The 12338-nt window shown below is 72.2% G+C and carries 14 protein-coding genes and 1 pseudogene; 9 read left to right on the top strand and 6 right to left on the bottom strand.

The features are described from left to right. Positions 1-221: 221 nt before the first annotated feature. Entirely contained in the window at positions 222-701 is a 480-nt protein-coding gene (locus VKG64_16930) for an NYN domain-containing protein (protein ID HKB26722.1), read from the bottom strand. A 153-nt stretch (positions 702-854) separates the two neighbouring features. Here VKG64_16930 and VKG64_16925 point away from each other — a divergent pair, with 153 nt between their 5' ends. Further along, positions 855-1478 (top strand): DUF2652 domain-containing protein, encoded by a 624-nt coding sequence (locus VKG64_16925; GenBank protein HKB26721.1) that lies wholly within the window; start codon positions 855-857, stop codon positions 1476-1478. A gap of 13 nt (positions 1479-1491) precedes the next feature. On the opposite strand, the gene VKG64_16920 is transcribed toward VKG64_16925, so the two are convergent. From VKG64_16920 to VKG64_16900, 5 genes and pseudogenes are all read right to left on the bottom strand, one after another. Beyond that, positions 1492-2406 (bottom strand): LLM class F420-dependent oxidoreductase, encoded by a 915-nt coding sequence (locus tag VKG64_16920; GenBank protein ID HKB26720.1) that lies wholly within the window; start codon positions 2404-2406, stop codon positions 1492-1494. Positions 2407-2439: 33 nt separating this feature from the next. Next, on the bottom strand, positions 2440-3558 hold the full coding sequence (locus VKG64_16915; GenBank protein ID HKB26719.1) for an acyl-CoA dehydrogenase family protein: 1119 nt from the start codon (positions 3556-3558) through the stop codon (positions 2440-2442). A gap of 11 nt (positions 3559-3569) precedes the next feature. Then, a complete protein-coding gene (locus tag VKG64_16910) occupies positions 3570-4763 on the bottom strand; it encodes an acyl-CoA dehydrogenase family protein (GenBank protein ID HKB26718.1) in 1194 nt (397 codons plus the stop codon). A 43-nt stretch (positions 4764-4806) separates the two neighbouring features. Then, the gene (locus VKG64_16905) at positions 4807-5775 is read right to left on the bottom strand and encodes a D-2-hydroxyacid dehydrogenase (GenBank protein ID HKB26717.1); all 969 of its coding nucleotides are present in this window, start codon (positions 5773-5775) and stop codon (positions 4807-4809) included. Between the two features lie 19 nt (positions 5776-5794). After that, a pseudogene (locus VKG64_16900) lies at positions 5795-5863 on the bottom strand (hypothetical protein). Between the two features lie 206 nt (positions 5864-6069). Here VKG64_16900 and VKG64_16895 point away from each other — a divergent pair. The 8 genes from VKG64_16895 to VKG64_16860 all read left to right on the top strand — a co-directional run bounded on the left by VKG64_16895 (position 6070) and on the right by VKG64_16860 (position 12268). Beyond that, positions 6070-6756 (top strand): alpha/beta fold hydrolase, encoded by a 687-nt coding sequence (locus tag VKG64_16895; protein HKB26716.1) that lies wholly within the window; start codon positions 6070-6072, stop codon positions 6754-6756. A gap of 87 nt (positions 6757-6843) precedes the next feature. Next, on the top strand, positions 6844-7602 hold the full coding sequence (locus tag VKG64_16890; GenBank protein ID HKB26715.1) for a 3-oxoacyl-ACP reductase family protein: 759 nt from the start codon (positions 6844-6846) through the stop codon (positions 7600-7602). A 46-nt stretch (positions 7603-7648) separates the two neighbouring features. Further along, positions 7649-8911, top strand: a complete 1263-nt coding sequence (gene phnA, locus VKG64_16885) for a phosphonoacetate hydrolase (GenBank protein ID HKB26714.1) — start codon at positions 7649-7651, stop codon at positions 8909-8911. 9 nt (positions 8912-8920) lie between these two features. Next, complete coding sequence (locus VKG64_16880) at positions 8921-9379, top strand: MaoC family dehydratase (protein HKB26713.1); 459 nt, start codon at positions 8921-8923, stop codon at positions 9377-9379. 18 nt (positions 9380-9397) lie between these two features. Then, on the top strand, positions 9398-9772 hold the full coding sequence (locus VKG64_16875) for a VOC family protein (GenBank protein HKB26712.1): 375 nt from the start codon (positions 9398-9400) through the stop codon (positions 9770-9772). Between the two features lie 32 nt (positions 9773-9804). After that, positions 9805-10566 carry an ABC transporter ATP-binding protein gene (locus VKG64_16870; GenBank protein HKB26711.1) on the top strand — a complete coding sequence of 254 codons (762 nt, stop codon included), beginning with the start codon at positions 9805-9807 and terminating at the stop codon, positions 10564-10566. Further along, positions 10567-11289, top strand: a complete 723-nt coding sequence (locus VKG64_16865; protein HKB26710.1) for an ABC transporter ATP-binding protein — start codon at positions 10567-10569, stop codon at positions 11287-11289. Positions 11290-11326: 37 nt separating this feature from the next. Further along, positions 11327-12268, top strand: coding sequence for a branched-chain amino acid ABC transporter permease (locus VKG64_16860; protein HKB26709.1), 942 nt, complete (start codon positions 11327-11329; stop codon positions 12266-12268). Positions 12269-12338 lie beyond the last annotated feature (70 nt).

Raw genomic sequence — 12338 nt, 5'->3', positions numbered from 1 at the left:
GGCGGCGCCGGGGGTGAGTGTCATCGTCGCCGACCTGCTGCCGTAGGAGGCGCCGAGCGGCCTTGACGCCCTTTCGCGCGCGGCGCTCCTCGTTGACTTCCCGCGCGGAGCCGCCGCGAAACGACAGTTGCCCTTGACAGGGCCGCGTATACGAGTAGCCTACGGGTCAGGATCACCAGGAAGGGGTACGCTTTCAGGTAACGTCCTGAGGGGGTGCCCCTTCAGCTTTTGTACTCGACCTTCCTCTTGGCGTCCTCGAGGAAGTCGAGTCTCTCGCGGGCTGCCCGCTTCAAGAGTGCAGAGCAGCCCTTTCTGTTGGGACTGAGCACACGCTCCAGCTTCGCCTGCTCATAGAGGTAGCGGACCAGGCAGCCAAAATCCCCGTCGCTGGTGACCACGACCGCCCGGACATAGTGGGGATACTCGATCATCGCCTGGAGCACTAGCTCGGCGTCCACGTTCCCTTTCGGCTTGGCATCGCCGCGATAGCTGACTGGCTTAAAGACCAGCGTATAGCCCGCGTTCTGGAGCCTCGTGTACAGAGCCTGGTTATTGGGGATGTATCCGACGAAGTAGTAGGCGCAGCCTACGCGATAGTGTTCTTCGAGGTAGGTGCGGAACCGCCGCCAGTCCACCCTCCAGCCGAGCTCGGCGATGCCGAGGTGGAGATTTTGGCCGTCGATGAAGGCGAAGTTGGGCACCGCTGCTGATATGGAGTATTCGCGTCGTAACGGCGACCGACAATGTCCAAAGATCGATACGGCGTCCGGGGGGCTCAGGGGAGGGGAGGGCCAAAGCCTTTCACACGCGCCCCCGTCCGGTGTCTCAAGAGTAGCAGGAAAGGAGACCGGGACATGAGCGAGGACATCCGGGCCGAGGCGGGCTTTCTGGTCCTGGCCGACATCTCCGGATTCACCGCGTTCGTCGCCGGCACCGAGCTGGAGCACGGGGCGCAAGTCACCGGCGTGCTCCTGGAAGCGGTGATGCGCCGGCTCTCGCCTCCGCTGGAGATCCAGGAGCTCGAGGGCGACGCCGTCTTCGCCATCGGCGCCGACGGGGCGATGCCCGATGGCAGCGCGCTGCCGGCTCTGCTCGCCGACGCGTTCGCCGTGTTCAAGGAGGAGCAGCGGCGACTGGCGGGTGACGACAGCTGCGCGTGCCGCGCCTGTAGCGACGTGCCGAACCTGGACCTCAAGCTGGTCGTCCACCACGGGCGCTTCGTCCGGCAGACGGTCGGGGGGCGCTCGCGCGTCGCCGGGCCGGACGTCATCCTCGTCCATCGCCTGCTGAAGAACACGGTCGGCGGGAGCGCGTACCTGCTCCTGACCGCGCCGGCGCTCGAGCGCACCGGCGTGGACCCCGTCGCCAGCGGGATGCAGCGCCACTCCGTGAGCTACCCCCACCTCGGCGAGGTGCCGTGCTTCGTGACCGACCTCCCGCCGCTCGCGCGACCCGCCCCTTTCCTGGCGGCGGCGTGAGAACGCTTTCGCGTTAACCCACCTCAGCGCGGACCTTCGCGTGTAGCGCGCCGAGCGCGTCTACCATCGCGTCCACGGAGCGCGCACCGGCCTGGAAGATGGCGGTCGCGTTGAGCGAGACCCACCCGAAGCCCATCGCGCACAACTCGGCGATACGGGCGACGACGCGGTCGGGCTCGGCGTAGAAGCGTCGGCCCGTAGCGTCCTTGGGCGGCGGCGCGGTCATGCTCTGCAGGCCGATGGCGCCGGGATCGCGGCCGGCCGCCTCGGCGTGGCGGCGGATCGAATCCAGGGCGCGCCGGGCGCTGGCCGCGTCGATGGCCCCGCCCGCGAGCCAGCCGTCGCCGAGCTGGCCCACGCGGCGCCAGGCGGGCTCGGACGCCCCGCCGATCCAGATGGGGAGCTGGCGGCCCTGCGGCGGCTTCGGCTCCATGGCGATCGCCGTCACGCGGTAGTGCTTGCCCGCGACGTCCACCTGCGCGTCGCCCCAGTAGGCGCGCAGGAGCCGGATGCACTCGTCCATGCGCGCGCCGCGCGTCCCGAAGTCCTCGCCGAGCGCCTCGTACTCCGACTTCTGCCAGCCGACGCCGACGCCGAGGCGCACGCGGCCGCCCGAGAGCGTGTCGAGCGTGCTCACCTGCTTGGCGACGAGCGTCGGGTGGCGCTGCGGCAGCACGAGCACCTCGGTACCGAGCGTCACGCGCGAGGTGACGGCGGCGAGGTGCGCGAGCGTCATCAGCGCCTCGAGGATGGGCATGGTCGGCGGGTAGGGGCCGGTGGGGCGCCCGGCGATCGGGTAGCCCATCACCACGTGGTCGAACACGTCGATGTGGTCGTAGCCGATCTGCTCGATGGCCCGGGCCAGGCGAGCGACCGCGCCCGCGCCTTCGCGGTACGCCACGCTCGGGAACTCGACGCTGAGCTTCACGACGCGTGCCTTAACACCCGGCGGGCTCGCGCGTCAACCTTTGCACTCGCGGAGCCCGATCGCGCGCGCGACCGCCTCCAGGTGGAGCGGGACGTCGCCGAAGTCCAGGCTGGCGGCGTGGATCCGCTTGTGCAGGAGATGCAGCGGGTGCTCCTCGCAGTACCCCATGGCGCCGAAGATCTGGTGCGCGCGGCGGGCGACCGCCAGGCACGCCTCGCCCGCGTAGGCCTTGGCCATGGCGACATCGCTCCCTGCTGCTTCGCCCTTGGCCAGCTTCCAGGCCGCGGCGTACAGCAGCCCGCGCGAGGCGTCCACGTCGCGCACGAGATCGGCGCAGGCGTGCTGGATGGCCTGGTAGCCGCCGATCGGCCGGCCACCCTGAACGCGCGTTCGAGCGTGCTCGACGGCGAGCTCGAGCAGCCGCTGGGCGCCGCCCACCATCTCCGCGGTGCGCGCGAGCGCTGCCGCCTGGAGCGTCGCCACCAGCGCCTCGCGCGCGTCGCCAGCGCCCAGCCGGTCATCGGCGCGCACCTCCACCTGGTCGAACGCGACCTCGAAGAGCTTTTCGGCACCGATCGTGTCGAGCGGCAGCCGCGCGACGCCCGGGCGGTCCGTGGGCAGCAGGAGGAGCCCGAGGCCGCGGCCCGTGCGCGTGACGACGATCAGCTCGTGGGCGATGTGGGCGTCCTCGACGAAGAGCTTGCGCCCGCTGAGCCGGCCGGGCGCCTCGCTGGCGAGCGCGATCGCGCCGAGATCGTACGAGCCGCCGTCGTCCACGAGCGCCACGCTCACGATGCGCTCACCGGCCGCCATCGCGGGGAGCCGGCGCTTCTGCTGGTCGGCGCTGCCCGCCGCCAGCAGCAGCGAGGTGGCGGCCACGGCGCTGGTGACGAACGGCCCCGGCACGCCGGCGCGCCCCATCTCCTCGACGAGCAGGATGACGTCGAGCAGCGAGCCGCCGCTGCCGCCGAGCTCGGGCGGGATCAGGAGCCCGGGCCAGCCCAGCTCGGCCATCCGCCGCCAGAGCGCGTCGTCGAAGCCGCGCGCGTCGAGCGCCACGCGCTGGACGAGCTCGGGCGGACAGTGCTTGCGGAGGAACTCGCGCGCGGTGGACACGAGGAGCTGCTGGGCGGGCGAGGGACGGAAGTCCACGGGAAGCGTGCTCAGCGCGCTCGCGGCTCGGCGGGCAGGCCGAGCCCGCGCACCGCCACCGTGGTGCGCAGGACCTCGGCGGTGCCGCCGGCGATCGTGTGGCCGAGGCTCGTCAGGTACGCGTGCGAGATCTCGCCGCCGAGCCGGGCTTCGCGTGAGCCCGGGCGCAGCGGCGCCCACGGCCCGAGCAGGTCCATGCCGAGCCGCGCGAGCTTCTGGCCCGTCTCGTCGGCGTAGACCTTGGCGACCGCCGTCTCGTAGGTGATGGGCGTGCCGTCGCGGAGCAGACACGCCGCCCGGTAGAAGAGCATCCTCAGCGCCGCGATCTCGGCGGCGATCCCGGCCAGCCGCCGCCGCACGGCGGTATCGCAGGCCAGCGGCGCGTCGCCGACGCGCGTCGTGTTCGCGTACTCCACGAGCCGCCGCAGCACGCGCTCGAGCGCCGGGGCCTTGTAGAAGCGCCCCCAGAAGCGGTCGGCGTCGAGGCCGTTCAGGAGGGCCTGGAAGCCCTCGCCTTCGGGCCAGAGCATGAGCTCGGCCGGGACCCGCACGTCATCGAGGAAGACCTCGTAGTGATAGACGCCGCCGGTCAGGCTCCGGATCGGACGGATGTCCATCCCGGGCGTCCCGTTCGGCACCACGAACATGCTGAAGCCGCGGCTCCGCCGGGCCTCGCGACTCGTGCGGCAGAAGACGAGCCCGTGGGTCGAGATGCCGGCGTGGCTCGACCAGATCTTGTGGCCGCGGATCACGTAGTGGTCGCCGTCCCGGCGGGCCTCGGTCTTGAGCGCGAGCAGATCCGACCCCGCGTCGGGCTCGCTGTAGCCCTGCCAGAAGGTCGCCTCGCCGCGGGCGATCGCCGGCAGGAGCTCGCGGCGCAGGCGCTCTCCGCCGAAGCCGATGATCGCGTCGGCCGTCTGCCAGCAGCCGGCCAGCGGTCCGAAGGGCGCGCCGGCGAGCGCCAGCTCCTCGAGCAGGACGAGCTTGAAGAACATCGGCTGGGCCTGGCCACCGTACATCGTGGGCCAACCCATGCTGATCCAGCCCCGCCCGGCCAGCGCCTGGAGAAACGCGCGCGAGTGCGCTCCCGAGCCGTAGCCGGCGTCCACGCCGTCGATCGGGAAGCTGTCAGGCGGGGTCTCGCCCAGGAAGCGACGGACCTCCTCGGCGAAGGCGTTCTCGGCGGCGGTGAACCCGAACTCCATGGGGATCCTCCGGGCTCGGCGAGGGGAGTATACGCCGGCCGCGTCAGAACCAGCTCGCCTTGTCCACGACGTTGCGCAGCGATTGGCCCGCCAGGAAGCGCCGGCTGTTGTCGAGCAGGATCTCGAATCGCCGCTCATCGAGATACGGGCCGTGGCCGGCGGTGTGCGGCGTCAGGAGGACGCCGGGCATCGTCCACAGCGGATGCTCGGCCGGCAGCGGCTCCTGCTCGAAGACGTCAAGCCCGGCGCCGGCGATCTCACCCGCGCGGAGCGCCGCGACGAGGTCGTCGAGGCGCGTCGTCATGCCGCGCCCGATGTTGATGAAGAACGCGGTGCGCTTCATCAGGCGGAAGCGCTCACGGTGCATGAAGCCCGCGGTGTCCGGCGTGTGCGGCACGGTGAGGATGACGAAGTCCGCGAGCGGCACGAGCGAGTCGAGCGCCTCGGGCCCGTCGAGCTTCAGCACCCCCGGCGGCGCCTCCCGGCGGCGCGCGTCCACGCCGATCACGTGCATGCCGAAGGCGGCCATGAGCCGCGCGGCCTCCGCGCCGATCCCGCCCACGCCGACGAGCAGCGCCGTGGCCTCGGGCAGGTGGATCACGCCCGTGTCGGGCGGCTCCTTCTTCCACTCGCGCCGGAGCTGTCGCGGGATGTAGTGGTGGAGCCCGCGCGCGAACGCGAGCACGAACGCCATGATGTGGGCGCCGATGTGGTCGTTGTAGATCTCGCGGAAGTTCGTCACGAGGGCGGGATGCGCGATCAGCGCCGGCGTGTAGTAGCCGGCGGGCGGCGCCGCCTGGGGCGCCTGGAGCCAGCGGAGCCGCCGGGCGTCACGGAGCAGCGCGTCCGGCATCGTGCCGAACGCCGCGTCGGCGTGGCCCACGGCCCGCGCGGCGTCGGCGGCGGTCTCGGCGACCACGACCGAGAGCGCCGGCAGCGCCCCCGCGAGGCGCGCGGCCCACGCGCGCGTCGTCGCCGTCTGGGGCGGCAGCATCAGGAGTGTCGTCGGCATCGTCGGCCCCCCCGGCCGCGTTCATGGCGGCGACGTGATCGCCCGCGCGGTCCACCAGGAGCACGTCGTGGCCGGCGCGCGCGAGCATCGCCCCCGTCACGCCGCCGATCGCCCCGCGCCGTAGACCGTGAACGTCATCGTCACCCCGACCGCGCCGTCGGGGTCGAGCGCGCCCGAATCATGCGGCGCGCGCCGCGGGCTGTCAACGGCTTCCGACGGTCACTCGAACGCGCCGAGCGCGCTCGCCCGCCCGGCCCGCGCGTCGGGTAGAATCGCGTCCCGGAGGTGCGCGCGATGGCGACATTCGTGCTGATCCACGGGGCGTATCAGGGCGGCTGGGTCTGGAAGCCGGTGGCGGGGCGTTTGCGCGCCGCCGGACATCTCGTCCACGCGCCGACGCTCGACGGCTGCGCCGAGCGCCATCATCTGGTCCGCCACGGCATCACGGTCGCGACGCATGCGCAGGAGGTGGCCCGGCTGCTGTTCTACGAGGACCTGCGCGACGTCGTGCTCGTGGGGACGAGCGCGGGCGGCATGGTCGTCTGCAAGGCCGCGGAGCTGGCGGCCGAGCGGATCGCGCGCCTCGTCTTCGTCGACGCGCTGGCGCTCCTCCCCGGCGAGCGCGTCGCGGACATCGTGAAGCGTCCCGCGGCGCCCGCCGTGACCGAGCTGACGATCGGCCCCTCCCGTGAGGACGCCGAGCAGCGCCTCTTCGCGGATCTCGACGCCGCCACGCGAGCCTGGGCGCTCGCGCGCTACACGCCCCACCCGGTCGCGGCGCTCGAAGCGCCGATGGAGCTCGGGAATTTCTGGGAGCGCCGATGGTCCGCGGCGGTGATCCGCTGTCGCGCGAGCCGCAACCCTCCCGAGGCGCACCAGCGCCGCACGGCGGAACGGCTCCGCGCCACGTGGGCGGAGATGGACACGGGGCACTATCCGATGCTGAGCCAGCCGGACGAGCTCGTGCGGCTGCTCGCGTGAGTCCGGAAGCGCCCGCCGGCTTGCGTCGCCGGGGACGGCGCGCCACTATGTGCGGGCCCGATCGCGGGGGAGGGCGGGGAGGTGACGATGGGACGACTCGACGGGCGCGTGGCGCTCGTGACGGGCGCGGGACGGGGCTTCGGCCGCGCGATCGCGCTGGCGCTCGGGCGCGAGGGCGCGGACGTGGCGGTGAACTACCGCGCGAGCGCCGCGGCCGCCGCGGAGGTCGTGCGGGGTCTGGAGAAGCTCGGGCGCCGCGCGCTCGCCCTCAAGGCCGACGTCGCGCGCGAGGACGAGGTGCGCGCGCTCGTGGAGGCGACGCTCGGCAGACTCGGCAGGCTCGACATCCTCGTCAACAACGCCGGCGTGATGGAGCGGGGCGTGTTCCACGAGACGCCCGTGGGCCGCTACGACCAGATGTTCGCGATCAACGTGACCGGGACGCTCCTCTGCACCCGCCACGCGCTGCCGGCCATGATCGAGCGGCGCCACGGCCGGATCATCAATCTCAGCTCGCAGCTCGCGCGCGCGAGCGTCGGCACGGGCGGCTTCGCCGCCTACGCCGCCACCAAGGGCGCCGTCGAGAGCTTCACGCGCGCGCTCGCCCACGAGGTGGGCGAGCACGGGATCACGGTCAACGCGATCGCGCCGGGCGGGATCGACACCGACATGAGCCGCGCCGTCATGACGCCGGAGTACCGCGCGCGCCGGATCAAGGAGCTGCCGGTCCGCCGCCTCGGCGCCGTCGAGGACGTCGCGTACTGCGTCGTGTTCCTCGCCGCGGAGGAGGGCCGGTACCTCACCGGACAGGTGCTCCATCCGAGCGGCGGGTGGGTGATGCCGTGAGGCCACGCGGCACCTTCCTGGCGCCGAGTGCGCTATCCTCTCCCCGATGGACACGCCCGCCGTTTCGCTGAACGGCGTCACGTACCGCTGGCCCAGGCGCGCGGTGGTCGTCGTCTGCATCGACGGCGGCGATCCGGCGTACTTCGAGCGCGGCGTGCGGGACGGCGTCGTGCCGACCGTGGCGCGCTTCATGACGCAAGGCTTCGGCACGGTGGCGGACGGCGACATGCCGAGCTTCACGTGCCCGAACAACATGTCCATCACGACGGGCGCGCCGCCGGCGGTGCACGGGATCTCTGGCAACTTCTATCTCGACCGCGCGACGGGCGAGGCCATGGTGATGACGGGGCCCGAGCTCCTCCGCTCGCGGACGCTCATGGCGGAGTTCTCGCGCCACGGCGCGAAGGTCGTCTCGATCACCGCGAAGGACAAGCTCCGCAAGCAGCTCGGCAAGGACATGGACCTCGCGGGCGGGAGCGTCAATTTCTCCTCGGAGTGCGCCGACCAGACGACGCTCGCGGAGCACGGGATCGAGGACGTGCTCGCGTTCGTCGGGATGCCGAAGCCCGACATGTACTCGCCCGAGCTCTCGCTGTTCGTGCTGGAGGCGGGCGTGCGGCTCCTCGAGCAGCGCAGGCCCGACATCCTCTATCTCTCGCTCACGGACTACATCCAGCACAAGTACGCGCCGGGCGAGGCCGAGGCGAACCGCTACTACGCGAACATGGACCGGATGTTCGCCCGGCTCGACGCCCTCGGCGCCGTCGTCGCGCTCACGGCGGACCACGGGATGAGCGACAAGTCGAACGCCGACGGCTCGCCGCGGGTCATCTGGCTCCAGGACGTGCTCGACCGCCGCTTCGGCAAGGGGACGAGCACCGTGATCTGCCCGATCACAGACCGTTTCGTCGTCCACCATGGCGCCCTCGGCGGCTTCGTGCGAGTCTACTGCCATCGCGGGCTCGGCCCGGCGGACGTGATGAAGCTCGCGACGAGCCTCGACGGCGTCGAGTCGGTCCACGACCGCGAGGCGGCGGCGAAGACGTTCGCGCTGCCGATGGACCGCGAGGGGGACGTGGCGGTCATCGGCCGCGCCGACACGTGCATCGGCGCCGCCGCGGCCGACCACGACCTCTCGGGGTTGAAGGGCCATCGCCTGCGGACCCACGGCGCGCTCGCCGAGGCGCGGGTGCCGTTCATCCTGAATCGGCCGCTGACCGCGGCGTACGCGAAGCGCGCCGCCGCGCGCCCGCTCCGGAGCCACGAGATCTTCGACTTCGCGATCAACGGGGTGGAGAGCGAGAGCTAGGAGGAGCGCATGCTCAAGGTGGAGACGCCGAAGGACCTGCTGGGGCTGGTGGGGCGCGAGCTCGGCCCGTCGGAGTGGGTCACCGTGGACCAGGCGATGATCGACAAGTTCGCCGACGCGACCGGCGACCATCAGTGGATCCACGTGGACGTCGAGCGCGCGAAGCGCGACATGCCGGGTGGCAAGACGATCGCGCACGGCTACCTGACCCTCTCGCTCGTGCCGCGCCTGGCGGCGACGCTCATGCGCGTCGAGAAGCGGCGCCACGGCGTGAACTACGGTTCCAACAAGGTGCGGTTCATCAGCCCCGTGCCCGCGGGCGCGCGCATCCGCCTGCGCCAGCGCATCGCCGGCGCCGAGGAGGTCACCGGCAACGGCGTGCGCGTCACGTCGGAGATGACCGTCGAGATCGAGGGCCAGGAGCGCCCGGCGCTCGTCGCGGAGATCATGGGCATCTCGTACGCGTGAGCGGCGGCGGAGCACCCGATGAGCGCGCCGCCAATCGTCCAGCAGATCACCTTTCTCGACACGCGCGACCTGGCGCGGACGGCGGGCTTCTACGAGCGGATCCTCGGGCTGCGCCTGGCGCGCGACCAGGGCGCCTGCCGCATCTATCACGTGGGCGGAACCGCGTACGTGGGCTTCTGCGAGCGTCCGGAAGCGCCGGCCGAGCCGCGCGGCGTGACGCTCACGCTGGTGACCGACGCGGTCGACGAGTGGTGCGCGCGCCTCCGGGCCCACGGCGTCCCGCTCGTGAAGGAGCCCGCCGACAATCCGCCGTACCGCATCTACAACGCGTTCGTGCGGGACCCGAGCGGGTACCTCGTCGAGATCCAGCGGTTCTGGGAGCCGCTCGCGTGACGCGGGGCCGTGCGCGACGCGTCGGCGGCTGAATGGCGACGGGCGAGTGGCTGCTCGAGACGCGCGGGCTCACCAAGCGGTTCGGCGGCGTGGTCGCCGTGGACGACCTGCCGCTGGCGATCCGCGCGGGTGAGGTCCGCGGCCTCATCGGCCCCAACGGCTCCGGCAAGACCACGACGATCAACCTGCTCTCCGGCCTCTACCGCGCGGACGCCGGCGACATCCGTCTCCGCGGCGAGCGGGTCGATCGCCTCCGCCCCCACGAGATCACCGGGCGGGGCGTGGCGCGCACGTTCCAGATCCCGAAGCTCTTCGGCAACATGAGCGTGCTCGAGAACGTGCTTGTCCCCGCGCTGGCGGCCCTGGACCGGGGCGCCGCGCCCGACGGGGGCGCGCGCCGCCCGAGGGCGGAGATCGTCGAGCGCGCGCGCGGGCTGCTCGAGTTCGTCGCCCTGGACCGGCTGCGCCACGCGCCGGCCAAGGAGCTGTCCGGCGGCCAGAGCATGCTGCTCCAGATCGTGCGGGGTCTCATGGTGCGTCCGATCCACCTGTTCCTGATGGACGAGCCGTTCGCCGGCGTGCATCCGACGATCAAGGACACCATCATGGAGACGATCCTCCGGATGAACCGGGAGGAGGCGGTGACGTTCCTCATCGTGTCGCACGAGATGGCGGCGCTCCGGCGGCTCTGCCCGCGCGTCTCCGTGATGCACGAGGGCCGGCTCATCGCCGAGGGATCGTTCGAGGAGGTCGCCAACCACGCCGTGGTCCTCGAAGCCTACCTGGGCCGGTAGATGGCGCGTCTCGAGCTGGACGGGATCGTCGGCGGCTACCTCGACGGCATCGACATCCTGAACGACGTGAGTCTCCGCGTCGCGCCGGGCGCGGTGACGGGCATCATCGGGCCCAACGGCGCGGGGAAGTCGACGCTCCTCAAGACGGTCTTCGGCTTCCTGCACCCCCGGCGCGGCCGGATCGTCTTCGACGGGCGGGAGATCCAGCGCCTCGCGCCCCACGCGATCAAGCGGCTCGGCATCGGCTACGTGCCGCAGGGGATGAACATCTTCCCGCAGCTCACCGTGCACGAGAATCTGCAGCTCGGCACGTGGGTCTTTCGCGGGGACCGGGCGCGGGTCGCCGGGATGCTCGAGCGCGCCTACGCCGCCTTCCCGCGGCTCGCGGGGAAGCGGCGGCTGCGCGCCACGGCCCTCTCGGGCGGCGAGGCCAAGATGCTGTCGCTCGCCAAGGAGCTCGCGACCGAGCCGGCGCTGCTCCTCGTCGATGAGCCGTCGGCGGGCCTCGCCCCGCGGATCGCCGATCAGGTCTACGAGCGGCTCCTCGCCGCCCAGGCCGCCGGCGTGACGATCCTGCTCGTCGATCAGAACATCGGCAAGGCCGTCGAGATCTCCGACTACCTCTACATGCTCGAGATCGGCCGCGTGCGCCGCGAGGGCCCCCGCGCGGCCTTCGCCGGCGAGCTTCGCGAGATCATCCGCGACGCGCTCCTCGGAGCCTGATCCCCTGGGACCCTTCGCGCGCCGGCTCGGCTGCTGCGTGCTGGCCTACGCCGCCCTCGCGTGGCTGCCCTGGGTCGCGTCCGAGTACCACACGCACGTGCTGACCACGAGCTTCTACTACGTGATCCTCGCGATCGGCTGGAACCTCCTCGCCGGCTACACGGGCCAGTTCTCGCTGGCGCACCACACCTTCGCCGGCGTCGGCGCGTACACGTCGGCCCTCCTCGTCCTGTACGCGCGCGTGCCGATCCTCGTCGGCATCGCCGCGGGCGCGGCCGTCGCGGCCGCGATCGGGTACGGGCTCGGCACCCTCTGCCTCCGGATGCGCGCGATCTACCTGGCCCTCGCCACCTGGGCCTTCGCCGAGTCCGTCCGGCTGCTCGTCACCGCCGAGTACGAGATCACGCGCGGCGACCTCGGCCTGGCCACCCCGCTCCTGTTCGGCACGCCGCGCGCCACCCCGTACTACTACCTCTTCCTCGCGCTGGCCCTGGCGGCGATCCTGGCCGCCCGGGCGCTCGTCGACTCGCGGATCGGCGCGTACATGCGCGCGATCCGCGACGACGAGGAGGCGGCCGCCGTCATGGGGGTGGACACCTTCAAGTGGAAGCGGTTCGTCTTCGCCACGTCCGCCGTCTTCGCCGCGGTCGCCGGCGGCTTCCAGGGCCACTACCTCGGGCTCCTGTCGCCGACGCCGATGAAGTTCAACGAGATGGCGATGGTGGTCATCATGGTCATCGCGGGAGGGCTCCGGACCTTCGCGGGTCCGATCCTGGGCGCGGTCTTCATCGAGGCGCTCTCGGAGCTGCTGCGCGCGTGGGGCGAGGTGCGGATGGTGCTGTTCGCCCTGCTCGTGCTCGTGATCGCGCGCGCCTACCCGGCGGGGCTCGTCGGGATCTGCCGGAGCGTCGGCGGGCGCCTCGCCGCGCGCGTCCCGGCGCTGGCGCCGGTGCTCGTGCCGCGCCGGCCGGGAGACTGACGCCGCTCGCAAGGCGTCCGAGTGCCCTCCGTTCGAACGGCGGCTTTGCCGCCGTGTCGGATCCTGGGGG

The organism is Candidatus Methylomirabilota bacterium (assembly GCA_035260325.1).
Classification (GTDB): domain Bacteria; phylum Methylomirabilota; class Methylomirabilia; order Rokubacteriales; family CSP1-6; genus AR19.
This window is presented reverse-complemented; position numbering and strand designations above follow the sequence as displayed.